Source organism: Serratia sp. K1WW1, from assembly GCF_055790865.1.
This window is the reverse complement of record NZ_CM147697.1, coordinates 1,959,293-1,985,485: the sequence shown is the minus strand read 5'-3', so window position 1 is coordinate 1,985,485 and position 26,193 is coordinate 1,959,293. Positions and strand designations below refer to the sequence as shown.

Here is a 26,193-nt window from a genome sequence, read left to right as displayed (position 1 = left end):
AATTACTTATGGTGACAAACCGTCAGCGTTATCGTGAAAAAGTCTCCCAGATGATTAGCTGGGGGCACTGGTTCGCCTTATTTAATATTCTGCTCAGTATCGGGTTGGGCAGCCGCTACCTGTTTGTTACCGACTGGCCGTCCTCACTGCTGGGGCGAGTCTATGCGTTGGTCAGCCTGATTGGGCAGTTCAGCTTTATTGTTTTTGCCGCCTACCTGCTGATCATCTTCCCGCTCACCTTTGTGGTGATGTCGCAGCGCCTGCTGCGATTTATTTCCGCGACGTTGGCCACCGCCGGGCTGACGTTGCTGCTGGTCGACAGCGAAGTCTTTACCCATTTCCACCTGCACCTCAATCCGGTCGTGTGGGAGTTGGTGGTCAATCCAGATCAGAGTGAACTGGCGCGTGACTGGCAACTGATGTTTATCGCCGTACCGGTGATATTCCTGGTTGAAATGCTGTTTGCCACCTGGAGCTGGCAGAAACTGCGCAGCCTGAACCGGCGCAACTTCGGTAAGCCGCTGGCGGTGCTGTTCATCTGTTCGTTCTTTGCTTCGCACCTGATTTATATCTGGGCAGATGCCAATTTCTATCGGCCGATCACCATGCAGCGCGCCAACCTGCCACTCTCTTACCCAATGACCGCGCGTAAGTTCCTGGAAAAGCACGGCCTGCTCGATCAGCAAGAATATGAGCGTCGCCTGATGCAACAGGGCAATCCAGAAGCGGCGGCCGTTGAATATCCGCTCAATAGCCTGAACTACAGCGATAAAGGCAGCGGCTACAACCTGCTGATGATCGTGGTGAACGGTGTGCGTACCCAGGATATGGCGCAAGACATGCCAGGCCTGAGCCGCTTTGCCCAGGAAAATATCCGCTTCAGCGACCATTACAGCTCCGGTAACCATGCGGACACCGGCCTGTTTGGCCTGTTCTACGGTATTTCGCCTACCTATCTGGATGGCATTCTGGCCGGGCGCAAACCGGCTGCGTTGATTAGCGCGCTGAGCGATCAAGGCTATCAGTTCGGCCTGTTCTCTTCAGACGGTTTCAACGCCACGCTTTACCGCCAGGCGCTATTGACCGATTTCTCACTCCCGCCGGAACCGTTTGTGCAGAGCGATGCTGCCACCACGCATCAGTGGCAGAGCTGGTTGGCTACTCAGAGCGGAAATAGCCCTTGGTTCTCCTATATCAATTTCAGCGGTGCAAAGTTCCCAGAAGGCGACAACAAGCTCTCGCCGGAAGCCTTTACCCAGCTCTATCGTACTGGCGCGAAAGACGTCGATGCGCAGATTGAGCAGGTGCTGGCAACGCTGAAAGAAAAAGGCCTGTTGGATAAAACCGTGGTGGTGATCACCGCCGAGCACGGCATAGAGTTCAACGATACCGGCAAAGGCAACTGGGGAGCGGGCAGCAGCTTTAACCGCAGCCAGTTGCAGGTTCCGTTGGTCATTCACTGGCCAGGTACGCCAGCACAAACCATCAATAAGCTGACCAATCATAACGATGTGATGCGTACATTGATGCAACGTCTGCTGCATGTGAAAACACCGGCTAACGACTATTCACAGGGCGAAGACCTGTTTGCCGCACAGCGTAAAAACAATTGGCTCGCCACAGGCGACGGCACCCAGTTGGTGATCACCACGCCAACGCAGACGCTGACATTGGATGGCAATGGCACCTACCGTGCCTACGATCAAGACGATAACGAAATCAAAGACGAGAAACCCCAGCTAGCCCTGCTGTTACAGGTGCTGACCGATGTAAAACGCTTTATCGCCAACTAACTGCTTAAATCTAGAGCAATCGGTGAGGTAGCTGCTTGAATTTACATCTGAAAACGGTAGTATAGGGTTCTGCGTCGGCATGTAGCGCAGCCTGGTAGCGCACCGTCATGGGGTGTCGGGGGTCGGAGGTTCGAATCCTCTCATGCCGACCAAACACATATTCGGATAGTAGCGGTTACTATCGGAAGCACCGCAGAAACCCGCAGCCTGTTTAGGTTTGCGGGTTTTTTATTGCCTGTTATCGTTCGGTATGGCATGGTTCCAGCTGGATATTTTGGGACTATGCAAGGGACTCCCATCCCGTAGGCCCATGAGTTCGTAGTCCCATAGTCCTATCAAATGGCGGAAAACATGGCGATATCCAAGATGTTGCAAACTGTCTGCATTCTAATGGGGAGAACACTGCCCCCTCGTATTAAGACGCCAACCCCAAAATGGGGCCAGTGCTCTTTCCATTAAATTTAGTAATACCACTACTGCTGCCATGCATTGCGTTTGCCATCATAGCTTCGGAACAAACATCTTGACTATTACATCAAAATAATTGATAACCTTTCCTAATGTGTATATGGAAAACTACTTAAGGATGATGTATGTCTAGCTTAATTTATATGTCTGTGAAAGGTGAACGTCAGGGCTTGATTTCAGCGGGGTGTAACACATTTGACTCCATTGGCAACCAGTACCAACATGGTCATGAAGATGAATGTTTCGTTCTGTCATTGCAACATCTTATGACAAGAGAACAGCATGCTTCTCACCATCCTGTAATCATCCTTAAGCCTATTGATAAATCGTCACCATTATTGGCATCAAGCCTTTCCAACAACGAAAAGTTGGAGATTATGATTTACATGTACCGAACATCTCAAAATGGTGGTATTGAGAAATTCTATTCAATCAGATTAGGTGATGCCAGAATTAAAAGCATTAAGTGTGATTACCCCCCATTCACAAACCAGTAACAGTATGATGCCACAAGAGGCCATATCGTTGGCATACAGGGATATCACATGGAATCATATTGCTTGTGCAACTGGTTCTTACAGTATCTGGGATGACAGGGTGTATTAATATGGCTGATATAGTACAAATGGCTGATGATATGGTTGCTGTAACTAACAGCGATACATCTACTTTATCCGCATTTTTCGGCAGTGTACTATCGGTGCCAGAAAATCTAGGATACCTTGCTTATGACTTCATAGATACTGAGCATAGACGTGAAAATGAAAATGATAAAATAAGATTGATGCGCCTAATTAAGAATGGCATCGTCAATAGGGAAACTGTCTACGACATTGTCAGCACGGTCATTGGTGAGTACATTTCCAAACTTAACGATGATCAGAAGGAAAAACTGTATTGGCACATAGCAGCAGTGCCCGCTGGGAAGTTGACTGCTAACGCTCTCATATTCAGTAATATGAATAAAGTGTTGATTGCACGTCTTACAACGAGGCTTTTGTTTGGAGCTGCATTCGGGACAGTGATAACAATAGGTTCACTGCAATCAAAAGCAGTATACACAGCAAGAAGCTTGATGGATCGAAGTCCTAAAATTTACTGGATCCTCAAAAGAAAAGGAGATTGGGATTTGTTATACTTCTTGGTAGAAGAGTACACCAAACCATTTGAAGATGCCCTACGTCTAAAAAGCACAGACGAAGCAGCTTTTAATGTCTTAGTAGAAACATATCTAATAAAGCTTGCAACCCAATGAGCACCAAGAAAATAGTATTGTTTATATTAAGTCAGTTCAGCCTGATGGCAGAAGCGTTCATGAGCGCAGGAATTGCATTTTTTGTAATTTCACTCCTGATATTTTCCCTTGATGGCTTCCTAATTCATTCAGTTGTTTTTTCTATTCTTTTATTCTTACTTGGCATGCTCTCTCGTATTTTCTCTGAACGAGTAATACAACATCTTGAAAAAAGATGATCGAGGTAGATGAACATGAGTGACTTAGTCGCTGGACGTTACGCAGCCGTCTGCCGGAACTGGTGAGACAAGAACTGTGGGAGTGCTGCTCACTTACAATCTGGTGCGGTATCAGATGGTGAAGATGGCGTATCATTTGAAAGGCGATTATCTGTCTTATCAGTTGAGCTTCAGCGGAGCGATAAGTGAAATCACACGGTTGTTGATAACGTTGTTGCCCTGGGCGTCACCGGGTAAGATGCCGGGTGAGCTAAGAACGCTGTATGAACAGGCAAGATGACTGGTGTTACCAGGCAGAAGGGAGCGAAGCTACCCACGAGAACTGAAGGTGAAAAGCAGAAAATATCCGGGGAAAAGAACTACTGGTCACCTTAAGTGACCAGCATTAACCCGTTACGGTTGGTTTTTTATGTCTGGAATTGGGCAATCATACCACCGGCCAAAAATCCCGTAGCAATGAATTAGTCAGCGAACTCAGCTCTGCGGGCAAGCGACCAGATAAAGATCGTGAACAGGCATACTCGCATCAAAGCCACGCACTCTCTCTGGATCATCAATAGCCGGGTCAGCAAGCTGCTTGGCTACGTCGTCGACACTGACATCCTCAACATAAAAAGTCGCATCAGTCATTTTATTGCAGTTAAAGTAGGTCCCCATTAATACCATTTTCCCAGGGGTCGTATAGCTCTCCTGTTTATTGACCAGTGCAACAACACCATCCGCTCGTTTAGCGACGACAGCATAGCTCTCCTCTGAGCGATCAAAAACATAGGCATCATTCTCTGGATAAGTCGACCATATAGTAGACTTCTCAGCAAACAACTCTGCCAAATTAATCGCTGGCTTTAGTGCATTTTTGTTATCAGCATTTTGGGCAACTGCCGACGTCACTACACCGATGGTGCCAACCGACAGAATACCTAAAAAGAGTAATGTTTTTTTCATGCAATTAATTCCCTTTGGAAAAATTTTAAATATAAGAGCTTAAATAATAGCCTTATGACATGTAAAAAAAGTATTGCACAACCAAGCATCTTTGCACTCAATTATGATGGATGCATTCAAACGGACGCGCAAAGATCAATATGCATAATAAAAACCAACGATTCATACCTTGACAATTTGTGTGTAATGGCAATAGAGCCCACATCCCCTAGCATAGGCCACGATAAAATTTTCCCCTCCCCTCTTGCACTCACCCCGTCCCTTCGGTCAAAATAACTGTATACATAAACAGTAAACTTAGGGTTGAGCTATGTTCGTTGAATTGGTGTTTGATAAGCGTAATGTCGCAGGGATCCCCGGTGCCGATGAAATCATCAAGGCCGAGCTGACAAAACGGGTACATCGCATCTTCCCGGATGCAGAAGTGAAGGTAAAACCCATGCAGGCCAACGGCCTTAACTCGGACGCCAGCAAAAGTGACCGCGAGAAGTTAAACCGTATGCTGGAAGAGATGTTCGAAGAGTCTGACCAATGGCTGGCCACCGATATTTAAAGGGCCGAAGGGCGCGGTCATTGACTGCGCCGCACCATGGATGCCCAAAGACAAAAAACCCCAGCATTTCTGCTGGGGTTTCTTATATGGTGCCGGCTACCGGAATCGAACTGGTGACCTACTGATTACAAGTCAGTTGCTCTACCTACTGAGCTAAGCCGGCGAAATCTGTCGGAAGTCGTGCTGTTTCCGTGGGGCGCAATATAATACAGCCAGACTGGAACAATCAAGCGTAATCAACAGATTATTTATCTTGTTGATTAAAAAACGGCTTATATGCCGAATTTCTCACCGATGGCCCGTTCTTCACGACTTAATGTCTGATTAATATAGTCCACAAACAGGTCCAACGCCGTGCTCCGCTGCCGCCCCAGAGGTAATTGCAGCTGCAAGGTCCGCGGGCTTTGCTGCTCGACAGCAAAAGATTTCAGGATCAATCCTTGCGGCTGCAACAAAGGCATCGCGGTAAACTGGCTACAGATGGTCACCGCCAGCGGGGAGCCCTGTAAAAAATAGTACAGCGTGGAGAAGTTATCACAGGTTAGCACTGGTTCAATAAAGGTGCCATTCATCTGGCAAGCGATATCAAACAGCTGACGTACCGTGGAGCCCGGCTCTGGCAGACACACCGGATACTGGCAGAGATCCGCCAGAACCACCTGCCTGTCGGCTAATGGATGATCCTTTCTCATCAACAACAAGACCGGGGCAGGCCACGAAGCCGCTATCTCAACGCCCCGCTCTGGGTGCAAACTAAACTGCAGCACCATGTCACACTCGCCATTGCGTACCAACCGCGCCAACGTTTTAGTGTCTGCCACCGTCAGCACGAAGCTGACCGCCGGGTGTTCTGCACGAAAACGCGCCATCAGTTGTGGCATCAGCATAAAGGCCACTCCGTTGCTACAGGCCACGCGTAGCGCTGTGCGCCGTTCGGCTTTCAACCCTTTGATTTCTGCCACCGCCTGTTCGATATTCAACAGGCTTTTACGAATATGGTTTTCAAAAATCTGCCCGGCCTCGGTCAGCACCATCCCTCGCGCGTGGCGTTCGAACAATGGCGTGCCAACCTGCACTTCCAGGCGCTGGATCTGCCTGCTGATCGCCGACACCGCCACAAACAGCTGTTCACTGGCCGCACTGAGCGAACCACAGTTGGCGACCACCAGAAAAAAGCGAACCTCGCTACTCAACATGCCGTCCCTCTCCATGGTGCAAAGCTTGCCAACGAGCAAACGACCGTTGCCTTTAAAGCAAAGCTTGTTTGTTAAATGGATAATTGTGGCAAACCCCGATTTTAGCTTAGATAACAAACACAACAAGTAAAACAACACAACGCAAACACAACGGGGAAAACCATCATGACGGGTGAACAGGCCGTCGCTTTGGCGACAGCGTATTTTGACAGTGGCGAATTCCGCCGCATATTGGCGCGGCGCATCGCGCTGGCCACCGAAAGCCAGCGGCATGACGACGATGCCGGCATTTTGCTCTACCTCGAACAGGAAATCATGCCGCCGTTACGGGCGCTGGGTTTCGAGTTACAACTGTTCGATAACCCGGAAGCAGCCAACCGCCCGTTTCTGATCGCCGTACGCATTGAAGATCCTTCATTACCTACCCTGCTGAGCTATGGCCACGGCGATGTGGTTTTCGGCGACGACGAGAACTGGCGCACAGGTATTTCGCCTTGGGAATTGAGTGAAGAAGGCGATCGTTGGTACGGCCGTGGCAGCGCGGATAACAAAGGGCAGCACAGTATTAACCTGGCGGCGCTGGAGCAGGTTTTCCACGCACGCGGGGGCAAACTAGGGTTCAACTGCAAGCTGATTTTCGAAATGGGTGAAGAGATCAGTTCTCCTGGGCTCGCGGCCATTTGCCAGCAGCAACGCGAATTGCTGCAAGCCGATCTGTTTATCGCCTCCGATGGCCCACGGCTGAACGCCACACAGCCCACATTATTCCTAGGCTCACGCGGCTGTATCAATTTCCGCCTCAGCATCCAAGCCAGGGATAACGCCTATCACTCTGGCAACTGGGGGGGATTACTCAGCAATCCGGGAACCCAACTGGCTAATGCGATCGCCTCTCTGGTTAATCAGCACGGGCAGTTACAGGTTGCAGCGCTGAAACCCGCCCCTCTGGATGACAACCTGCGTGCCATTTTGCGCGATCTCAGCGTTGGCGGCCAAGCTGGCGATCCGGCGATCGATGAGAACTGGGGTGAAGCTGGCCTGACCCCAAGCGAGCGCCTGTATGGTTGGAACACGCTTGAAGTACTGGCCTATCAAACGGGCAACCCGGCTCGGCCAATGAACGCCATCCCCGGCAGCGCAACGGCGGTATGCCAACTGCGCTTCGTGGTCGGTACCGACTGGCAAAATCTGGTTAACCATATCCAACAGCATCTGCAATTACACGGCTTTGGCAATGTGGAGGTGGAATGGCTGCATGGTTCACCGGCCACCAGGCTCAATCCACAAGACCCACTCGTTCCCTGGGCACTTGAGATCCTGCAACAAACCAGCGGCAAAAAACCCGCATTGCTGCCCAATCTGGGCGGCTCGCTGCCTAATGACGTGTTTGCCGATACGTTGGGACTGCCCACGCTGTGGATCCCCCACTCCTATCCGGCCTGTGGTCAACACGGGGTCAATGAGCATATGCTGAAATCCATCGCTCGTGAAGGATTGCAGATCATGACTCGCCTGTTCTGGGAGTTGGGCGAAAATGGCAGCACGATCCTGGCACAACGCCGGGCAGGAGAGTCCTCATGAACGCGATAGCCCAACAGGATAGCGTAGCGGCCAAACCCAATTTGTATAAAACGCTGTTTGCCACCTGCATCGGCAACGCGTTGGAATGGTTCGATATCGCGGTTTATGGCTTTTTCGCCAGCTATATCGCCCATGCCTTTTTCCCTACGGAGGATCCGGCCGTTTCATTGTTGCTGACTTTCGGCAGCTTCGGTGTCTCATTCTTAATCCGCCCTCTGGGTGCTGTGGTGCTCGGAGCCTACGCCGATCGGGTTGGCCGCAAGAAGGCACTGTTGATGTCCATCAGCCTGATGCTGCTTGGGGGTGCGATCATCACCTTTATGCCTTCTTACGCCACCATTGGGCTGGCGGCTCCGCTGATGATCCTGATTGCCCGCTTAATTCAGGGTTTTTCCGCCGGTGGGGAGTTTGGCAGTTCAACCGCCTTTCTGGTCGAACACTTCCCGGAGCGCAAGGCGTTTATCGCCAGTTGGCAGTTTGCCACGCAAGGAGCCAGCACGCTGATGGCTTCCGCCTTCGGGTTAGGTATGACCCACTGGCTGACAGAAAGCCAAATCCAGGACTGGGGCTGGCGTATTCCCTTTGCTTTTGGCTTGCTGATCGGCCCGGTAGGGCTGTATATCCGCCGCCATGTGCATGAGCCAGCCAGCTTCGTGCAGCAGCAAAAACCCGAAGCACCGTTGAAGATGCTGGTTGGTAATCAAAAAAACCTGCTGCTGCTGGCCATCGGGCTGATGGTGATTTCCACCGCCATCAACTACATGCTGAATTATGTGCCCACCTACGCCACCAAAAACCTGAATCTGTCCGGTTCTGCCGCCTTTAGTGCAACCCTGTTAGCCGGTGTGATTTTAACGGTCGTTACCCCGATAATGGGATTATGGGCGGAAAAAGTCGGCCGCCTGCCGTTGATGTGGGGTTCGCTGATCCTGCTGCTGCTGACTATTTATCCGGCATTCCTGCTGGTGGTGAACCACACTTCGCCGATGATGCTGATGTTGATGGTTGGCTGGCTGGCCTTGCTGAAGTCCATTTACTTCTCGACGGTGCCTTCGGTGATGGCCGATTTGTTCCCGATGGCGACACGGGCCAGCGGTATGGCGATCAGTTACAACGTGGCGGTGACGGTATTTGGTGGCTTTGCGCCGCTGATCTGCACCCTGCTGATCACCGCGACCGGTACCAGCCTGGCACCAAGCTATTATCTGATGATGATGGCACTGCTGAGCGGCTGGGCACTGTTAGGGAGCAGAAAGCATTTGCGTTCGGCCTGATAAACAACCCCAGGCTATTGGAATAATTAGCCTATTTAACCCCTTGAAGGGATCTTCAAGGGGTTAAAAAACCTCACGTCAATTAGCAGCCATCGGCACACTGGGGTTCAGGATTGTTGAACAGGATGCGAACCAGCAAAGCCCGGGGTTCGCGCAACGGATCATTGCCGATAGCTAACACTCGGCCATCATGGGCCGCAGTATATTCACGAATGATGTCGCCAAATGCATTACGCTGAACCGCCACCTTCTGCCCTTTTACCACCGAATCGCCGACCTTAACCAGAACCTCGGCAAATCCGCCAACCTCAGCTCGAATCGAGCTCATCTCATTACCGATATAGGTTTTTTGCTCTTTAGCCGTTGTCCCTAATGTTCCGGCTGTCATGCCTTGTTGAACCATCAGGTTACGCACCCCTGTCAAACTACGCGCGATAAGTTCAGGTTGATAGAGCTTGGGCTTGCCAATTTCGAGTGTAATGGCAGGGATCTTGTTTTCAACGAATGTGGTTTCGACGGAGCCTTTCTCACCAGGATCGGCTTTAATCTGGTCCGCCGGGAACAGTTCAGCCATTTGCTTCACCTGCGGGTTACGGTAATCCGCATAGATGAACAAGGGATATTCGGTCCCCCGGCTCTGCGTGTGCATATCAACAAACAGGGTGGCATTGCCCGCCCACAAATTATTCCATAGCAGCCAAGCCTGCTGTTCGGCGGCGTTACCTTGTTCTTTGCCCGGCCAGACCCGGTTGAAATCGACCATATCTCCCCCGTCATTGGCCAACTGCCAGTTTCGGTTATTGGCCAACATGCCAGAAGGATTCGCGCCCACGGCGCCGATCACACTGCCTTTCAACTCTGCGGGATCCAGCTTTTCAAACACCTGCTGTATCACCCGGGTGCCATTTAGTTCATCACCATGGACCGCCGCTTGCAGACCCAGCTTAGGACCAGGCTGCGCACCTTTGGCCACCATGACGGGAACATACCAATGTTGACCGATCCCATTGCTGGTTCCCTGGAACATGAAGCGATAAACCTTTCCTGCCTCCAGATCGTCTACATCCAACTTGCTGATAACCGGATTACCGTCAATTTTATCTCCGGTATAAACCGTTGCCGCCTGAGCATTAAGCATTCCCGTAAGCAACACCGCCAACATCGTAACCTTATGCATAATCATTCCCTTTAGTATCAGTAGGTAACACGTAAAATATTTTTGATCATTGGTCAACCGGCTAGCAAAAGTCGTGTTTCAGGCACAAGACGGGGTGCGCTTGCTAGCGCCCCCAATCAAGATATAGGCGCTTAAAAGCTCCAAGGTATAAACATATTGACCGCGCCCGACACCGCGAGCCAGGGACCAAAGGCTAACGGTTGATTAAGATCTTGTTTCGCCAACCCGCGCTGTATCAGCGTAACCAGCAGCCCACTGGCCGCCGCCACCAAAATCACCTGTGGCAACGCTTGCCAACCTAACCAGGCCCCTAACGCCGCAAGTAATTTAAAATCACCATAGCCGAGAGCCTCTTTACCGGTCGCCAGCTTGAATAGCCAGAACACGCTCCATAGGCAGACATAACCTGCCACTGCGCCAATCGTCGCCTGCTCCAACGAGGCAAAATGCCCCTGAATATTGAATAAAAGTCCGATCCACAGCAGTGGCAAGGTCAGTACATCTGGCAACAGTTGTCTGTGATGGTCAATAACTGCCAGCGTCAGCAAAAAGGAGAGTAATATCCAGGCACCCAGCAAGGGGAACCCTAGCGGGAATATAAGCGCCGTTAGCACAAACATCATAGCCGTTGCCACTTCAACCAGCGGGTAGCGCCGTGGGATACGCTCACCACAGCAACGAGCCTTACCCTTTAACAACAGAAAACTCAGCAGGGGGATATTGTCCCTGGCCGCAATAGGATGCTGACAATGCGGGCAACAGGAACGTGGTAATAGCAGATCAAAGCGCGGTATGGATTCAGTTAAGGGCAGCGCCAGTTGCACTAGCGCCTCACGCTGCCATTGCTTCTCCAGCATCACCGGTAACCGATAAATCACCACGTTGAGAAAGCTACCCACTATGGCCCCAAATATCCCCACGACACACAGCCAAAGGAGAGGAAATGCAACGGTAAAATCCAGTAATAAACTCAAACAACCTCCCTGCAGTCAGCCAAGTACCTACAGTCAGCCTAGTGCCGTTTAAAGTAACCGCCCCTGAAGCTGCCAGGGTATCTGCCCCTGATCGTTGGCCCTGCCTAACTGATTTATCAGTGGCCTCATCGCCTCCGGTAATACCGGCCCTCGGCGCACCTGACCGTTGAACTGATAGCGCCCGTCAAATCCGACGGTGCCACGCCCCGTCAGGCTCAGATGAGAGGAGTCTTGTTTCAACACCAACACCAGAGCCCCTTTTCCATCACAGCTCAATTGGCCTTGCACGTTGGCCAGTTCCAACGCCCCCAACGGAGTCGCCAACTGTGCGTGTTGCCAGTTGACAACACCACCGCCAAGACTCCGGCAACCCGCGGAACTGAACTCTGCTTGTTGCAGCCGCAGTCGCAGCTCTCCCTGGGCGGTGATCGGCAAAGGCAACGACAACTGTTGCCGCACAACATCTGCAGGAACAGAGAGTTGCCATTCATGCAGTTGAAGACCCTGCCAACCACGCAGGATACCGGCTCCCTGCAAGCCTTGCGGATCCCTTAGCTCAATCTCCAAGGCTGGCATCCAAGAGGAGAAAGTGAACTGCCAGTCCAACTTGGCCAGCATAATGTTACGCCAGCTTAACTGGTGCAAACTGCCCTGCCACAGGGAACCCGAAAAGCCACCGACCTTCATATCTGCGGGTATAAAAGCTTGTAATACCCGTGCTGGCGCGTGGCCTCCCAGCAATAGGAGATAACAGGCCAACAAAAGCACGGCCTTTTTGGCTTTAGCGCCCATCGCTGCGCTCCAGCATCAGTTTGTTTACTGTCACCCATCCGGGTTTATCGGGACGCATCGCCACCTCAAGCGCCACAATGCGAACGCTATAGCGCTTTTCCAACTGTGTGAGCCAAAGCATCAGGGCATTAAAATCGCCAGGTTCCAGCGTGACCGCCAGCCGCTCTCCCTGAGGCTGCATGCGGGTAATGTTCATGTTTTGAGCTGCAGCGCTCTGTGCCACCCTGGCCGACAAGCTTAGGGAAGCGTCCTGTATGGGTTGTGTCCCTTGTTGGCGCAAGCGCGGAGCCTGTTGCAACATCCATTCCACCGTGTTTTGTTCACGGGCGATAGTACGCTGCCATTGGCTAGCCTGTTGTTGCCAGGGCAGCCACAGTGTGTAGTAGCACAAGCTGACGATAACCAATACACCACAACCCAATACCAACCCTCGTTCCCGAAGGCTGAGCTGTAGCCAGCGGCGCTTGAGTTCATTCATCCTTTATCCCCAGAGTCAGTCGGCCCTCTACCCCAGTTGGATTCTGCTTGATTTCACCAGGTTGCACCTGATAACGCTGCCCGGCGGCAACCTGAAACTGTTCCAACGCCTGAAAAGAGGCCGCCTGTACATCGACTTTCAGCTCTTTACGGCCTGCGTCATAAGACAACGCCTGGAACCGGATTGCCGAGTTCTCCGCCATCAGCTGTTGCAATTGGCGCATCTGTGCGACCACACCGGCTTGCTCGATAGGCTGTAATTGCTGCAAGTGCTGCTGCATCTGCACGCGCGGATTAATCACCTTTTTATCAGCCGGGAACAGCTGTTGGTAGACCCGCACACTTTCCTGCCGCCAATGGTCAGCCTGTTGCCAAAGCCGGTAATGAGACAGCCCAGCGCTCACACACAACAGCAGTAAATACCCGGCTAATGCCATCATCACGGTTCGCCAGGGGCGTAATCGTGTACGCCAGGGGCTCGAGCGGGTGAATTCGCCCTGGCGCAGATCGGCTCCGCTCTCGTGCACACCTTCTGCCGCCAGTTGCAGTAAATCCCGCGGTGGTTGAATACGCCATTCCGGAGGGCTAGCGGTTGATGCTGGTGGCGCGGAGTAGCTTTCAATTACCGGCGGTGCCCACACGGCCAAAAACTCCGCTAACCAGGAGGATTCAACAATCATGCCGGCATGCTTTTCCCGGCGAAACAACCATTGATCATTGAGACTGACCGCACTCCAACCGTCGGCGGCCAAGGGTAACGCCAGCACATCTGGCAACATTGCCTGCACCTGCCCCCCCAGACGTTCACAACGGGCTATCCACTGCTGCATCAGGCTTTTATCAACTACCGCAACGTCACACACATCACCACTTTGCTGCAAAATGGCAAAATGCAGCCGTTCAACCTCCGTTGCCAGTTGCTCCTCCAGCATAAACGGCAGCACTTGCAGACTCTGACGCCTGGCGCGACGAGGCAGCGTCACACGATGGAAAACCAACTCGCTCGCAGGCACCAATACCCAGGCAGGGTATCTGGCAAGCAGGCTCACCAATTGGTCATCGTTCTCCCCCATAGCCAAACTACCTTGCTGATGACCGTCTGCTGAAGCGAAATACCACAGCACTGGCTGCGTTTCATCGCTGGGTAAGCGCAGTATCAACCTGGCTTGCTCACGGGGCTTTCTGTTAGGCATCAAGGCTCCACCATCATGCTTAATCCATATTGCCGCTGTACCACCTGGAAACTGTTACCGGCTTTGCGCAACAGGCTGCGCTGGCTATAGTGAGTCTCCCCCATCAGCACGATGAAACTGGCTAAAAACAGCTCACTCTTTGTCGTCAACAGCGATCTGACCGTTGAGGTATCGATGTCCTTCAGGGCAACCTGTGCCAAAAATGCCGTCGTACTGCTCCACCCTTCACGTGGACGCTGTTGTAGCAATCGAGTCGCCATAGCTGAATCAAGCTCCTTGAGAAATAGCGCCGCCAGTAATGGCCCTTGAGACTCACTCAGGGTATTAACGTTTACCAACAGCGTCTGGGTTGGCAGCGCGCAAACGTAAGGCAAAAGACGCCGATAAAGGCTGGCATCAACCCCAGAGACGGTGCGCAACTCGCTGACATCCTGCATGGGTTGATTGGCGGGCAAGTAAGCCACAGCCTGGGCCATATAGACCTCATCTTCAGCCCCATCAATGCCTGGTTCGCTGTCACTGTCTATCCAGTCACGCAGTGCCGCCGCTATCTGCGTCGCACGCAGGGGATCTTCCCCCAGGTTGATTAACAACTGTTTAAAAACCTGGGTAGGGTAAGGCAATGTTGGCTGCATACCTTCAGTCGCTGCCCCTTGGTTAATGGCATTGAGATTAAAGCAGGCCTGGCCATCAACAATCTGCCCAAACACCTCCCCGCCTTCAACGGGGAAACGGCGCTGTTCTTGCGCCCAGTTTTGCGCCAAATGTGTTTTATTAGGTGAGTCCAGCGCATCTCGTTGCAAAATTTTCACCGCCAGAGCTTCTGCCGAGCGGGCGTACCATTTTGCCTGCTGGCGATCCAAATGAGCCGCTGTGCGCAGATAGGTGCGCCCGTTTCGCTCGGCAATGGTCGCTGCAATCGTCACCATCAGCGCCAGGATCAGCAACACCACCAGCAGGGCAACGCCCTTTTGCCGCGCCCTCATTCTTGCCCCACCGCCGTGATCAAAAACAGACGGGTCAATTCACCCACGCCAGCAACCACTAATGTCACTTCAATCCCCTGCGGTAAAACCGACGCATTGTCCCAACTCTCCCGCCACGTCCCCTCGGCAAAAAAGCGCAGACGAAAGACACTGACCTCATTGAGCAAGACCTTGACCACCGGCGCTTCCCCAACGAGTGGATCCGCATGGGCATAGCTCAACCGCTCTAACTGCTGATGACGCAGACGATATCCCACCGGTTGTAACTCGGCGCGGGGCAACATTCCCATCGGGTTTTGCCAACCATTGCGCATGAAAGAGACGCCCCAGTCCTCACTTTGTAATTGATAGCGCGCCGCGGAAAATACGCGTTCATTCCCTCTGTGATGGCGAGGGATGATCTGACCGAAATCCCCTTCCAGCTGCATAAAGGCACGTTGAAGTTCGGCCAACCGCTGCGCCTTGCGCTGCGAAATCTCATCATTGCGCATCACCCCCTGCAAAACCTGGAAGGCACTGATGCTCAACGCAGCAAAAATTGCCAATGCCAACAGCATCTCAAGCAACGTGAAGCCCCGCTGGCTACGACCATTCATTCCCGCACCACGTAGCTGCGTAAAGAAACCACTGGCGCAGCGTCTTCTTTATGACGCCGTACCTCAACATCCAGTGCCCGTAATTGACCCAGCTCGGTATCAACCCCCTGCCAGCGTACAGACCATTCCTCGCCAGCATAGGTCACCGTGGTGCCGATCCAGCGCTTTTCCGGCCAGGTTTTCTCAAGATGTAACCTGGCCTGTTGATTATCCGCCAACCAGCTTGCCAGTATTTTTTCCTCCATACGGCCAATGCTGCCAGCCTGTTGTGCCGTGGTTTGCAGCACGGCTAACCCTGCCAAGGCGAAAACGATCAATGCCACCAGCACTTCCAGCAACGTCATCCCTCTTTGGGCGTTCACTGTGCAGCTCCGTTTACTGACGATTCGATCGCGCCTGTTTCGTCTACCCGCAGCCATACCAATGGTTGGCTACCGGCCTCACTGAAAACCAGCTCAAACGGTGTAATTTCCCCGCCAGGTAACAGTAGAATATCGGGTTCCGGTGGCGACTCCGCAGCACGCGGCCACTCCTGCCGATCGGGGAAATACAGCCTGAGCCGGATATCATCAGGCATTTGGCTCCCTAACGCCGCCTGGCGGGGTTGCCAATTCTGCCAGACGTAACCTTGCCAACTATCCGAGCCAGATACTGCCCCGCGTTTTTCAGCGGCCTGACGCTGTAGCATTTGGAATTGCCAGCCGTCTGGTCGAACCCGGATCCCCAGCAACTGGTCATTTTGCACCGCAGCATCCATGGCAAAAGCCAGCTGAGTCTGAAAACGTTTCAGCTGTAGCTGCGGATTATTTTGTTGCATGGCCGGAAATGACATGATCACCAAACTGGCAGCACTCCCGATCAGCAGCACAACCAGCATCATTTCCAACAACGTAAAGCCGCGTTGGCGCATTACTTCTTACCAATCGTCCAGTTACCGATATCATCTTCGGTGTCCGGTATGCCATCGGGGCCATAAGAGAAAACGTCTAACTGACCGTGTTGGCCCGGGCTAAGCAACTGATAGTCTGCGCCCCATGGATCCTGCGGCAAACGGCGAATATAGCCACCTTGAGGATAATTGCGCGGTTCCGGTTGTGCCGAGGGCTTGGTCACCAGTGCCTGCAACCCTTGTTCGGTGGTGGGATATCGACTGTTATCCAGCTTGTACATATCCAATGCGCTCTCCAGCGCGACAATATCGCTGACGACCTTCTGATGGTCCGCCTTCTCTTTATTTCCCATCAGGTTAGGCACTACCAGACTCGCCAGGATGCCCAGGATCACAATCACCACCATAATTTCCAGCAGGGTAAAACCTCGCTGACGCTGTTGCCGCATTTTTCTCTCCGTTATTTGCAGATTGAATTTACATACTCATCAAAGTATTTAATTGCAGGATGGGCTGCAGGATAGCCAAAACGATAAACAGCACCACGCCCGCCATACTCACTACCAACAAGGGCTCAAAAAGCCCCAATGCCAACTGCATTTGGGCAGTAAACTCCCGATCCTGGTTGTCTGCCGCACGTTCCAGCATGCTGTCCAGTTCCCCACTGCGTTCACCGCTGGCGATCATGTGCCGCATCATCGGAGGAAACAGCCCAGTGATTTCCAGAGCCCGATGTAGGCTCACCCCCTCACGTACCGATTCCGTTGCCAGTGACAGCTGGCGGCGCGCATATTCATTGGTTAATACCTCTCCGCTGATGCGCATCGCTTGTAGCAACGGCACCGCGCTGGCATTGAGGATGCTCAGCGTTCTGGCGTAACGGGCAGTATTGAGCCCTCGTGCGATGCGTCCGATCACCGGGAGGCGCAGCAACTGCCGATGAAAAGCAATGCGCCGCGCTTCTTGGCGCAGCAACAGACGCATCAGCATCGGCGCCAATAACAGCAACAGCAGCACCCAAGGGCCAAAGGCTCGAACTCCGTCACTCAACCCCATCAGCACACGCGTTGATAGCGGAAGTGCCTGCTTCATGTGAATAAACTGTTCCACCACCTTGGGCACGACGGCGGAAAGTAAAATGGCGATCACGCTGATGGCTACCACCGTCAGCACGCAGGGGTAGATCATTGCCTGCAGGATACGAGCTCGCATTTGCTGGCGCTGCTCGGTGTAATCCGCCAACCGGTTCAGAACCAGATCCAGATGACCAGAAGCTTCACCCGCCGCCACCATCGCACAGTACAGACGCTCAAAACTGGTGGGATAAGCGCTCATGGCTTCAGCCAAGGAATGTCCCTCCAGTACTTTGGTGCGCACTGCGGCCATCAGGCTGCGCTGCCGGGGTTTTTCACTCTGTTTTGCCACGGCATCCAGCGCTTCCTCCAAGGGTAAGGAAGCGGCGACCAAGGTCGCAAGCTGACGAGTCAACAATGCCAGATCGGCACTGCTAATCCCCCGGCCCCATGAAAGACGCCGCCCGCTTTGGGCCTGCTGGCGTTCATCCTGCCCTTCGTCCAGGCTTACAGGGACCAACCCCTGTTCCCGTAAAAGTTGACGGGCGTGGCGGGCTGAATCCGCTTCCTGCACTCCCCGCCGTTTTTTGCCGCGCTCGTCTAACGCCTGATAATGAAATAGGGCCATGTCATCCCTCTTCCTGAGACTGGCTTTCGGTCACGCGGATCACCTCTTCCCAACTGGTCTCGCCCGCCAACACTTTTTCCAATCCCCCCTGGCGCAATGTCTTGTACTCATGACGTAATTGACGAGCAATCGCGAATTCACTCTCTCCCTGATGGATCGCCGTACGCACTCGGTCATCAATCAGCAGCAGTTCATGAATACCAGTACGCCCACGGTAACCGGTAAAATTACACTGCGAGCAACCTTTCGCCTGCCATAATGGGGTTCCGGGTAAAATCCCCATTTGATCGGCCAAGGCCGGATCGGCGGCGTAAGTTTGACGACAATCGGGGCAGAGTGTGCGAACCAGTCGCTGCGCCAGCACGGCCAGTAATGAGGTGGAAAGCAAAAAAGGCTCGATGCCCATATCCTGCAGCCGCGATAAGGCCCCCAGGGCGCTGTTGGTGTGCAGCGTGGAGAGTACCAGGTGCCCTGTCAGTGATGCCTGAACCGCAATCTGAGCGGTTTCGCTGTCGCGGATTTCCCCAACCAGCACGACATCTGGATCCTGACGCAGAATGGCTCGCAGACCACGAGCAAATGTCATATCTACCTTGGGGTTTACCTGCGTCTGGCCGATACCTTCGAGTTCATACTCGATCGGGTCTTCGACCGTCATGATATTGCGTTCGCTGGCATTGAGGCGGCTCAATGCTGCATAGAGGGTGGTGCTCTTACCCGAACCTGTAGGACCGGTGACGAGGATAATGCCATGTGGCCGCTGGATCAGTTCATCGATCTGCCGCCGATGATGTGAAGACATGCCAAGCGCGGCGAGATCCAGACTGACGCTGTTTTTATCCAGTAAACGCAGAACAATTCGTTCACCATAATTAGACGGTAAGGTCGAAACCCGCACATCAATGGCTCGGCCACCGATTCGCAGTGCCATGCGCCCATCCTGGGGGATCCGCTTTTCGGCAATATCCAGCCGTGCCATGACCTTGATGCGCGATATCAATAAAGAGGCCAACCGCCGCTGAGGGCGCAGAATTTCACGCAACACGCCATCGACCCGGAAACGGATCTGCAAATGGCGTTCATAGGTTTCGATGTGGATATCCGAGGCTTTATCCTTGATGGCTTCAGTCAGCATCGCATTGATCAGGCGGATAATAGGGGCATCATCATCGGCATCCAGCAAGTCGTCGCTGTCGGGTAGCTCTTCTGCCAGGGTATAAAAATCCATTTCATTGCCGATATCGGTCATCATGCGTCGCGCCTCTTGCGAATCGCGCTGGTAGCTGATCACCAGTTGTTTCTCAAACTCTTCACCCGACACCGTGCTGATAGTCAGCCCACATCCGGCTACCCTACGCGCCTCAAGCAATGCTGTGGCGGTGGTTTCCGCCAGACGGAGCACACGGCACCCCGCATGATCCCGCAACAGCAAAATGCGTTGCTCGCGCGCATAGGCAAATGGCAACTGCGGACGTAATTCACTCAGGTCCTCGGGGAGGGTATTCATCGTCCCCCCGTTGAATAGAATGCGCTGATCGCGGCATTAACCTGGCGGAAAGTGGCACCGTTTTGATCGGGTGGCAACTTCAATACTTCGTTATTCAGCGTGGCTTCGCTCCCTTGTTTGCCACGCTGATGGTCTTGTTCCTGATTAAAAGCCTGATATTTTTCTGAGGAGGCCTGGCGATACTGCTCACGATCCCGGATGATCGACGGGCGGATGAACAGCATCAGGTTGCGCTTGGAAACCTGTTTGCTGTTGGAGCGGAACAGATAGCCCAGCACCGGGATATCCCCCAGCACCGGAACCTTGTCGCTGCTGTCGCGGACGGTTTTATCCAGCAAGCCACCCACCACCACGGTTTCACCGCTGCCTACCAGCACCGCGTTATTGACCGTGCGGGTATTAAAGGTCGCCCCCAGATTAGCACTGCTGCTGGACGCCGCATCAGCCACACTGGAAACCTCCTGCTCGATCTCCAGCAGCACGGAGTCCCCTTCGTTGATCTGCGGTTTGACCTTCAGCTTAATGCCGACGGTTTTTCGCTCCACCGTGTTGAAGATATTATCGCCCGACGTCGTTTGCGAGCCGGAGAGGACAGGAACTTCCTGGCCGACATTAAACGTGGCCTCCATGTTATCAAGCGTGACAATGCTCGGTGTCGCCAGAATGTCATTCTTGCTACTGCTGGAAAGCGCGGTCAGCAGCATTGCCCAATTACCCTGATAAAAACCGGCAGCAATACCGTTAAAACTGCTGAGAGCGCTGGCCAGGGTACTATTCACCGTCCCGTCCTGGTTGTATTGATTGGCTCCGGCAATCGCCGTAGTGATAGGCAAACCGGTATTGGTGAACTGCGTCACGCCAGCATTCTTGTTGGCCCACTGGATCCCCAGGTTCAAACCATCGGCGTCTTGTACCTCTGCGATAATCGCCTCTACCAGTACCTGTGCACGGCGAATATCCAACTGAGCTATCACCTTCTCCAGATCCCGCATGACATCCGGAGCCGCCGTCAGTATCAGTGAATTGGTTTGCTCATGGGCTTTGATGGTGATGTCTTTACGCAGTGCTTCCGCTGGCTTGGCATTCTGTTGCTCACTTTGAATACTGGTACTGACGCCAGTCAACACCTCAACCAGATCGGTGGCTTTGGCATACTTCAGGTAAATCACTTTGGTATTGCCTTGCACGGCCTGCTCACGATCCAGCTGCTTGATCATGGCGATAATCCGCTGGCGGGAGTTGGGTTCTCCGCTGACCAGGACCGAGTTGGTTCGCTCATCCGCAACAAGATTGGCTACCATCAGGCTTGGCATCGCTGATTTGCTGGCATCCTTGGTTAATTCGGTGACCAGTTTGACGACTTCAGCAGCAGACGCATAGGCCAGCGGTACCGTGACCACACTACGGTCACCGACCTTGTCAACCCGTTCAACAATCGCCATCAAACGTTTGATAACCGCTGCACGCCCGGTCATCAGCAACACGTTGGAAGGTTCATAATGCACAACACTGCCAGCCCCGGCGTTATCGTTCAATTGACGGAGTAACGGGGCAAGATCGCGTGCCGCCACGTTATTGACCGGCACGACACGTGTCACCACTTCATCACCCTCGCCCGGCTGAGCATCGCTGGCTACCGGCACCGCAGCGGTTTTCGCATCCTTGGAGCGCACCACTTTCAACACGCCGTTACGCATATCCACCACGGCAAAGCCATAAACGTCCAGCACGCTGAGGAAGAACTGGTAATACTGCTCCTCATTGAGCATGTCATAACTGCGTACGGTGATAGTGCCGCGCACGGCAGGATCGATAATCACCGTTTTATTCAGGTTCTTGCTGACCGTATTAATAAACTCCTGAATATCCGTGCCCTTGAAGCTGGCAGAAAACTCGGCACTCCAGCCCTGCCGAGAACCAAGCAGCATCACCGCCAGTAGCACAATGCGTAAGCTCCTGATTATTTTTGTATTCAACAATTACTCATCTCCAAGAGCCAAATAGATATCCTGTAACTGACCGCCACGCTCAACGGTAAGATTCAGTTCACTGAGTTCTGAAAGCTGTTTCAATGCCTGTTGAGCCTGCTGTGCATCGCGCAGATCCAGGCCATTTAGCGCTATGGCAAGATCGTTTTCCTGCAGCCCGACCTTGCGGAATAACTCGCCTTGTTTGCCCGGATTGAGTCGATAGCCGATGAGTTTGTCATCCACCATCACCGGTGAGATATTCAGGTAATTGAGAATGCTTTGCGGCTGCTTTTGCAACTGTGCCTTGAGCTGCGACGCTGAGGTTTTTTTGTCACTTTTAGCGGCCTCGGGTTGCTCGCTGAACAACAGCAACGATTCATAATTCCCCTGATAGGAGATCACGATACGATCGGCAAAAATTGACGCAATTCGGGCGTCATAACCAGGCACCTTCTCCCCCACGCCAAGGCTGAACTGTTTGCCATCTTTGGCGATAATGGCGATAGAACGCTCTGGACTGGGGCTGGCGACAATGCCGGTCAGGTTTAGCTTGAGAGAAGAAGGCGGTGCGTTACGCAGGGTTTGGTCAGAGACCGAATGCTCAGTGGCAGAAGATGAGGGTAGCGAAGTACCAAAGAGGGTAAAGAGGTAACGTTCAGACTCACCTCCACCGCCGGTTGTTACAGGTGCGAAGTCTGCTTTGGATAAGCGTACGGGGGATATTTCTGGGGGCAGGACCCCGTGCCAGGTGAGCAAGGCGAGTTGATTGCAAATCAACAGTGACAGTACGCATAAAGCCCATCGCGGCGTGAACAGCCTGAAAGTAGCCTCTCTGCATACCGATAACATTACAGAAAATCGCATCTTGCCTTCCTTTGCCTGCTTCTCTGTTTACGCCAGTTAGAAGTTCACCGATATCAGTCAATCGGTGGGCATATCGTTGGGGGCATTGTCGTTTGAGAATATGTAAGGTTATGACTGAAACCTTACAACTCAGTACCTCTGTCAGCCCTTACGTTTCTGAATACATCCTCTCAGAAAGGGTTACTTTATACATACTCCCCTAAATAATAAATCATTATTTTTACTTATCGAAATAATTTATCTTTCTGTTTTTATAGCTATTTATTTCTTAATATCGCTAGCATAAAAGCGGTTTAACCCGTTTGATCTCCCTCCTCTAAACTTCGGTTCCTCCTTCCACCTACGCCCCTCCTCCTCCTAAAGCAGGAGGATGCTCCTCCTCATCATGCAATATCTAATACCACTGCTTTACACATTGAAACCATTTTTTACTTTCTATAATGCAAGCCTGATAGGGAATTTAGAATGCTGAAAAATACCTGTAATGCCCTACTTTTCGGCTCGCTCGTCATATTGAGCGGCTGTGATAATAATAACTCTTCAGACGTTAGCCCCGACACCAACAACCAAGAGCCGATTGCACGCCTGCCTGACATAGCCATGCCTGGCGAAGCCGTCATGGCCGGTGAAAACCAGGCGGTCATTCATCTGGTCGATATTGCCGGTATCACCAGCGGCTCCGCCGCTGATTACAGTGCCAAGAACCTGTTTTTATGGAATAACGACACCTGTGACGCCCTGGATAACCCCTCTGGGGACTGGAATGACACCAGTACAACACCGACAGGCAGCGACAGTTATGGCCCGTATTGGGTGCTACCACTGACCAAAACCACTGGATGTATCAACTTCATTCTGCGTGATGGCACCAATAAGCTGATTGATGCGGATATGCGTTTATCGTTCAGTGATTTTCCGGACAGGACCGTTTCTGCGCTTGCAGGCAGCAGTACGCTTTATGATACCCGTGCCGAAGCTTTCCGCGCGGCCTTCGGGGTGGCTCTGGCTGAAGCCCATTGGGTAGATAAACACACCCTGCTGTGGCCTGCCGGGGAAGGGAAACCTATCGTACGTCTGTACTACAACCACAATGGCAAAGTGGCCGCCAACAGCGAAGGAAAATTTACCGATCGCTATCTTTCTCTGACACCGACCAGCATCAGCCAGGAACTGGGTTCACGCTTCCCTCACCTCTCGGGTTATGCCGCCTTCAAGTTGCCGGACAATGCAAAAGTAGACGAACTACTTAGCGGCGAGACAGTCGCCCTGGCCGCCAATCAGGACGGCATCCTTATTTCAGCAACCCAGGTACAGACCGCTGGCGTTCTCGATGATCGCTTCTCAGCCGCAGCGGAAGGCCTGGAATATGGTGCTCTGCTGACCGATTCTGGCGTCACTTTCCGTGTCTGGGCACCCACGGCCCAGCAGGCAGAACTGGTGATCTACAGTGCGGATAAAAAAGTCATTGGTAGCCATCCGATGACCAGAGATAACGATTCCGGTGCCTGGTCATATCAAGGAAGTCATGACCTTAAAGACGCTTTTTATCGTTACGCCCTGACCGTTTATCATCCGCAATCGCGCAAAGTGGAGCAGTATGAAGTCACCGACCCTTACTCCCATAGCCTCTCCACGAACTCCGAATACAGCCAGGTCGTGGATCTCAATGACAGCGCGTTGAAACCAGAAGGCTGGGACGGCCTGACAATGCCACACCCACAGACCAGCCAGGCTGATATTGCCAAGATGGTCATCCATGAGTCGCATATCCGCGATCTTTCCGCCTGGGATCAGACCATTCCTGAACAGGTACGGGGTAAATATCTGGCGTTGACTGCCAGTGACAGCAATATGGTGCAGCATCTCAAACAGCTTGGGCAAGCTGGCGTAACCCACATTGAATTGCTACCGGTGTTTGATCTGGCAACCGTCAATGAGTTCAACGACAAAGTGGCGGATCTCACCCATCCATTCAGCCGGCTTTGTGAACTGAACAGCGCCGTTAAGCAAAGCCGTTTTGCTGGCTACTGTGGGAGTTCAACCACCATCGGTGATGTACTAGAAGAACTGAAACACAATGACAGCCAGGACAACCCGCAGGTGCAGGAATTGAATGGCTATGTGGCCCAGACTGACTCCTACAACTGGGGTTATGACCCGTTCCACTACACGGTGCCTGAAGGTTCTTACTCTACCAATCCCGAAGGCACTGCCCGCATCAAAGAGTTTCGTACCATGGTACAGACCATCAAGCAGCAACTGGGTATGAACATCATCATGGACGTGGTTTATAACCATACCAATGCGGCTGGCCCAACGGATCGTACCTCGGTGCTGGATAAAATCGTGCCCTGGTATTATCAACGTTTGAATGAAACTACGGGCAGTGTAGAGTCGGCCACCTGTTGTTCCGACTCGGCCCCCGAACACCGGATGTTTGCCAAACTGATTGAAGACTCTCTGGTAGTCTGGAGCCGAGACTACAAGATTGACGGATTCCGCTTTGACCTGATGGGCTATCATCCGAAAGCACAAATCCTGGCTGCCCGGGAGAAAGTAAAATCGGTGAACCCCAACGTTTATTTCTTTGGTGAAGGTTGGAATTCTGGTCAGGAAGATCGCTTCGAAATCGCTTCGCAGATCACGTTAAAAGGCACCGGCATTGGCACCTTCTCCGATCGCCTGCGTGATGCTGTTCGCGGAGGCGGCCCGTTTGACTCTGGTGATGCCTTGCGTCAAAACCAGGGGGTGGGTAACGGTGCTGGAGTATTGGCTAACGAGTTAACCCAGCAAAACGAGGATACCGTGCGCCATCTGGCCGATCTGACCCGTCTGGGGATGGCCGGCAACCTGGCTGAATTCCTGTTGATCGATAAAGACGGCTCCGTCAAGAAAGGCAGCGAAATTGACTATAACGGGGCGATTGGGGGTTATGCCAACGATCCGACCGAAGTGGTCAACTATGTTTCCAAACACGACAACCAAACCTTATGGGATATGATCAGTTACAAAGCCGCGCGTGAAGCCGATCTCACCACTCGCGTACGCATGCAGGCGGTGTCACTGGCCACTACGTTGTTGGGTCAAGGGCTGGCATTCGATCAACAAGGCTCAGAACTCTTGCGTTCCAAGTCATTTACCCGTGACTCATTTGATGCCGGGGACTGGTTCAACCGTGTGGATTACAGCTATCAAGACAACAACTTCAACGTTGGTATGCCACGCATCAGCGATGACGGTGACAACTATTCGCTGATCGCCAGCGTAAAAGATGCTGTTGCCACACCTGGCCAAACAGAGATCGCGCAGATGACCTCGTTCTATCAGGAACTCACGCAACTGCGCCAATCTTCGCCTCTGATTGCCTTGGGTAGCGGCCATGAAGTGATGAAGCGTGTCGATTTCCGTAACACGGGTGCAGAACAGCAACTGGGCTTACTGGTGATGACCATTGATGACGGGGTTCAGGCGGGCAACGATCTTGATCCACAAGCCGATGCGTTAATCGTTATCATCAACGCAGCGCCGGAAGCCAGAACGCTTAATGACTTTACCGGTGAAAACCTCACCCTGAGCGCAATCCAACAAAACCTGGGAGACCGCTCACTCGCCTCCGGTGTCAATATTACCGCAGAGGGCAGCGTTACAGTTCCCGCCTGGTCGGTAGCCTTGTTGGTAAAACAACAAGTCTCTGCCCAGGGCGCAGGTTTGCCTGTAAGCAGTAAATAAAACGGTCCGTTTCGGGTCACCATCAGGTGGCCCGAAACGAGAGGTTACACCCACT

The 26,193-nt window shown here is 52.6% G+C and carries 22 protein-coding genes, 2 tRNA genes and 2 pseudogenes; 9 read left to right on the top strand and 17 right to left on the bottom strand.

Annotated elements, in window-relative coordinates:
- The first annotated feature begins 8 nt into the window (after positions 1 to 8).
- The 5 genes and pseudogenes from yejM to ACX9GU_RS09025 form a co-directional block, all read left to right on the top strand.
- Positions 9 to 1,793 (top strand): LPS biosynthesis-modulating metalloenzyme YejM, encoded by a 1,785-nt coding sequence (yejM, locus tag ACX9GU_RS09045; RefSeq protein ID WP_473194516.1) that lies wholly within the window; start codon positions 9 to 11, stop codon positions 1,791 to 1,793.
- 75 nt (positions 1,794 to 1,868) lie between these two features.
- Positions 1,869 to 1,945 (top strand) — tRNA-Pro (locus tag ACX9GU_RS09040).
- A 441-nt stretch (positions 1,946 to 2,386) separates the two neighbouring features.
- Positions 2,387 to 2,867, top strand: a pseudogene (locus ACX9GU_RS09035) (Hcp family type VI secretion system effector).
- A 1-nt stretch (position 2,868) separates the two neighbouring features.
- Entirely contained in the window at positions 2,869 to 3,516 is a 648-nt protein-coding gene (locus ACX9GU_RS09030) for a hypothetical protein (RefSeq protein WP_473194515.1), read from the top strand.
- Between the two features lie 244 nt (positions 3,517 to 3,760).
- A pseudogene (locus ACX9GU_RS09025) lies at positions 3,761 to 4,113 on the top strand (IS4 family transposase); the annotation flags it as partial.
- A gap of 95 nt (positions 4,114 to 4,208) precedes the next feature.
- On the opposite strand, the gene ACX9GU_RS09020 reads toward ACX9GU_RS09025, so the two are convergent.
- Positions 4,209 to 4,679 (bottom strand): hypothetical protein, encoded by a 471-nt coding sequence (locus tag ACX9GU_RS09020; protein ID WP_037375494.1) that lies wholly within the window; start codon positions 4,677 to 4,679, stop codon positions 4,209 to 4,211.
- A gap of 310 nt (positions 4,680 to 4,989) precedes the next feature.
- Here ACX9GU_RS09020 and ACX9GU_RS09015 point away from each other — a divergent pair, with 310 nt between their 5' ends.
- The gene (locus tag ACX9GU_RS09015) at positions 4,990 to 5,232 is read left to right on the top strand and encodes a DinI family protein (protein ID WP_021178442.1); all 243 of its coding nucleotides are present in this window, start codon (positions 4,990 to 4,992) and stop codon (positions 5,230 to 5,232) included.
- Positions 5,233 to 5,319: 87 nt separating this feature from the next.
- Here ACX9GU_RS09015 and ACX9GU_RS09010 read toward each other — a convergent pair.
- Positions 5,320 to 5,395 (bottom strand) — tRNA-Thr (locus ACX9GU_RS09010).
- A 109-nt stretch (positions 5,396 to 5,504) separates the two neighbouring features.
- Positions 5,505 to 6,428, bottom strand: a complete 924-nt coding sequence (locus tag ACX9GU_RS09005; protein WP_021805926.1) for a LysR family transcriptional regulator — start codon at positions 6,426 to 6,428, stop codon at positions 5,505 to 5,507.
- A 165-nt stretch (positions 6,429 to 6,593) separates the two neighbouring features.
- Between ACX9GU_RS09005 and ACX9GU_RS09000 the strand changes: the two genes are divergently transcribed.
- Entirely contained in the window at positions 6,594 to 8,009 is a 1,416-nt protein-coding gene (locus ACX9GU_RS09000) for a M20 family metallopeptidase (protein ID WP_473194514.1), read from the top strand.
- Positions 8,006 to 9,283 (top strand): MFS transporter, encoded by a 1,278-nt coding sequence (locus ACX9GU_RS08995; protein WP_473194513.1) that lies wholly within the window; start codon positions 8,006 to 8,008, stop codon positions 9,281 to 9,283. The genes ACX9GU_RS09000 and ACX9GU_RS08995 overlap by 4 nt, the downstream gene beginning before the upstream one ends.
- 82 nt (positions 9,284 to 9,365) lie before the next feature.
- On the opposite strand, the gene ACX9GU_RS08990 is transcribed toward ACX9GU_RS08995, so the two are convergent.
- From ACX9GU_RS08990 to gspC, 14 genes are all read right to left on the bottom strand, one after another.
- The gene (locus tag ACX9GU_RS08990; RefSeq protein ID WP_473194512.1) at positions 9,366 to 10,460 is read right to left on the bottom strand and encodes a M14 family metallopeptidase; all 1,095 of its coding nucleotides are present in this window, start codon (positions 10,458 to 10,460) and stop codon (positions 9,366 to 9,368) included.
- A gap of 131 nt (positions 10,461 to 10,591) precedes the next feature.
- On the bottom strand, positions 10,592 to 11,434 hold the full coding sequence (locus ACX9GU_RS08985; protein WP_473194511.1) for a prepilin peptidase: 843 nt from the start codon (positions 11,432 to 11,434) through the stop codon (positions 10,592 to 10,594).
- Positions 11,435 to 11,482: 48 nt separating this feature from the next.
- A complete protein-coding gene (locus tag ACX9GU_RS08980; protein ID WP_473194510.1) occupies positions 11,483 to 12,226 on the bottom strand; it encodes a type II secretion system protein N in 744 nt (247 codons plus the stop codon).
- Positions 12,216 to 12,704 carry a type II secretion system protein GspM gene (gene gspM, locus ACX9GU_RS08975; protein ID WP_473194509.1) on the bottom strand — a complete coding sequence of 163 codons (489 nt, stop codon included), beginning with the start codon at positions 12,702 to 12,704 and terminating at the stop codon, positions 12,216 to 12,218. Before gspM ends, ACX9GU_RS08980 begins: the two co-directional genes overlap by 11 nt.
- Positions 12,697 to 13,896, bottom strand: a complete 1,200-nt coding sequence (gene gspL, locus ACX9GU_RS08970; RefSeq protein ID WP_473194508.1) for a type II secretion system protein GspL — start codon at positions 13,894 to 13,896, stop codon at positions 12,697 to 12,699. The genes gspM and gspL overlap by 8 nt, the downstream gene beginning before the upstream one ends.
- Positions 13,896 to 14,882, bottom strand: coding sequence for a type II secretion system minor pseudopilin GspK (gene gspK / locus ACX9GU_RS08965; RefSeq protein ID WP_473194507.1), 987 nt, complete (start codon positions 14,880 to 14,882; stop codon positions 13,896 to 13,898). Before gspK ends, gspL begins: the two co-directional genes overlap by 1 nt.
- Positions 14,879 to 15,478 carry a type II secretion system minor pseudopilin GspJ gene (gene gspJ, locus ACX9GU_RS08960; protein WP_094981957.1) on the bottom strand — a complete coding sequence of 200 codons (600 nt, stop codon included), beginning with the start codon at positions 15,476 to 15,478 and terminating at the stop codon, positions 14,879 to 14,881. The genes gspK and gspJ overlap by 4 nt, the downstream gene beginning before the upstream one ends.
- A complete protein-coding gene (gspI, locus tag ACX9GU_RS08955) occupies positions 15,475 to 15,840 on the bottom strand; it encodes a type II secretion system minor pseudopilin GspI (protein ID WP_473194506.1) in 366 nt (121 codons plus the stop codon). Before gspI ends, gspJ begins: the two co-directional genes overlap by 4 nt.
- Positions 15,837 to 16,388 (bottom strand): type II secretion system minor pseudopilin GspH, encoded by a 552-nt coding sequence (gspH, locus tag ACX9GU_RS08950; protein WP_473194505.1) that lies wholly within the window; start codon positions 16,386 to 16,388, stop codon positions 15,837 to 15,839. Before gspH ends, gspI begins: the two co-directional genes overlap by 4 nt.
- Complete coding sequence (gspG, locus tag ACX9GU_RS08945; RefSeq protein WP_021805938.1) at positions 16,388 to 16,816, bottom strand: type II secretion system major pseudopilin GspG; 429 nt, start codon at positions 16,814 to 16,816, stop codon at positions 16,388 to 16,390. The genes gspH and gspG overlap by 1 nt, the downstream gene beginning before the upstream one ends.
- Before the next feature lie 28 nt (positions 16,817 to 16,844).
- Entirely contained in the window at positions 16,845 to 18,068 is a 1,224-nt protein-coding gene (gene gspF / locus ACX9GU_RS08940; RefSeq protein WP_473194504.1) for a type II secretion system inner membrane protein GspF, read from the bottom strand.
- Position 18,069: 1 nt separating this feature from the next.
- On the bottom strand, positions 18,070 to 19,575 hold the full coding sequence (gene gspE, locus ACX9GU_RS08935; RefSeq protein ID WP_473194503.1) for a type II secretion system ATPase GspE: 1,506 nt from the start codon (positions 19,573 to 19,575) through the stop codon (positions 18,070 to 18,072).
- Positions 19,572 to 21,536: a type II secretion system secretin GspD gene (gene gspD / locus ACX9GU_RS08930; RefSeq protein WP_473195143.1), complete on the bottom strand. Its 1,965-nt coding sequence runs from the start codon at positions 21,534 to 21,536 to the stop codon at positions 19,572 to 19,574. Before gspD ends, gspE begins: the two co-directional genes overlap by 4 nt.
- Positions 21,537 to 21,554: 18 nt before the next feature.
- Positions 21,555 to 22,409 (bottom strand): type II secretion system protein GspC, encoded by an 855-nt coding sequence (gspC, locus tag ACX9GU_RS08925; protein ID WP_473194502.1) that lies wholly within the window; start codon positions 22,407 to 22,409, stop codon positions 21,555 to 21,557.
- Between the two features lie 465 nt (positions 22,410 to 22,874).
- Here gspC and pulA point away from each other — a divergent pair, with 465 nt between their 5' ends.
- Complete coding sequence (gene pulA / locus ACX9GU_RS08920) at positions 22,875 to 26,138, top strand: pullulanase-type alpha-1,6-glucosidase (RefSeq protein ID WP_473194501.1); 3,264 nt, start codon at positions 22,875 to 22,877, stop codon at positions 26,136 to 26,138.
- The last annotated feature ends 55 nt before the right edge of the window (positions 26,139 to 26,193 follow it).

Bases quoted from the DNA above. Each gene is read 5' to 3' on its own strand.
- yejM (WP_473194516.1), top strand. From the start codon at position 9: ATGGTGACAAACCGTCAGCGTTATCGTGAAAAAGTCTCCCAGATGATT.
- ACX9GU_RS09030 (WP_473194515.1), top strand. From the start codon at position 2,869: ATGGCTGATATAGTACAAATGGCTGATGATATGGTTGCTGTAACTAAC.
- ACX9GU_RS09020 (WP_037375494.1), bottom strand. From the start codon at position 4,679: ATGAAAAAAACATTACTCTTTTTAGGTATTCTGTCGGTTGGCACCATC.
- ACX9GU_RS09015 (WP_021178442.1), top strand. From the start codon at position 4,990: ATGTTCGTTGAATTGGTGTTTGATAAGCGTAATGTCGCAGGGATCCCC.
- ACX9GU_RS09005 (WP_021805926.1), bottom strand. From the start codon at position 6,428: ATGTTGAGTAGCGAGGTTCGCTTTTTTCTGGTGGTCGCCAACTGTGGT.
- ACX9GU_RS09000 (WP_473194514.1), top strand. From the start codon at position 6,594: ATGACGGGTGAACAGGCCGTCGCTTTGGCGACAGCGTATTTTGACAGT.
- ACX9GU_RS08995 (WP_473194513.1), top strand. From the start codon at position 8,006: ATGAACGCGATAGCCCAACAGGATAGCGTAGCGGCCAAACCCAATTTG.
- ACX9GU_RS08990 (WP_473194512.1), bottom strand. From the start codon at position 10,460: ATGCATAAGGTTACGATGTTGGCGGTGTTGCTTACGGGAATGCTTAAT.
- ACX9GU_RS08980 (WP_473194510.1), bottom strand. From the start codon at position 12,226: ATGGGCGCTAAAGCCAAAAAGGCCGTGCTTTTGTTGGCCTGTTATCTC.
- gspM (WP_473194509.1), bottom strand. From the start codon at position 12,704: ATGAATGAACTCAAGCGCCGCTGGCTACAGCTCAGCCTTCGGGAACGA.
- gspL (WP_473194508.1), bottom strand. From the start codon at position 13,896: ATGCCTAACAGAAAGCCCCGTGAGCAAGCCAGGTTGATACTGCGCTTA.
- gspK (WP_473194507.1), bottom strand. From the start codon at position 14,882: ATGAGGGCGCGGCAAAAGGGCGTTGCCCTGCTGGTGGTGTTGCTGATC.
- gspJ (WP_094981957.1), bottom strand. From the start codon at position 15,478: ATGAATGGTCGTAGCCAGCGGGGCTTCACGTTGCTTGAGATGCTGTTG.
- gspH (WP_473194505.1), bottom strand. From the start codon at position 16,388: ATGCGCCAACGCGGCTTTACGTTGTTGGAAATGATGCTGGTTGTGCTG.
- gspG (WP_021805938.1), bottom strand. From the start codon at position 16,816: ATGCGGCAACAGCGTCAGCGAGGTTTTACCCTGCTGGAAATTATGGTG.
- gspF (WP_473194504.1), bottom strand. From the start codon at position 18,068: ATGGCCCTATTTCATTATCAGGCGTTAGACGAGCGCGGCAAAAAACGG.
- gspE (WP_473194503.1), bottom strand. From the start codon at position 19,575: ATGAATACCCTCCCCGAGGACCTGAGTGAATTACGTCCGCAGTTGCCA.
- gspC (WP_473194502.1), bottom strand. From the start codon at position 22,409: ATGCGATTTTCTGTAATGTTATCGGTATGCAGAGAGGCTACTTTCAGG.
- pulA (WP_473194501.1), top strand. From the start codon at position 22,875: ATGCTGAAAAATACCTGTAATGCCCTACTTTTCGGCTCGCTCGTCATA.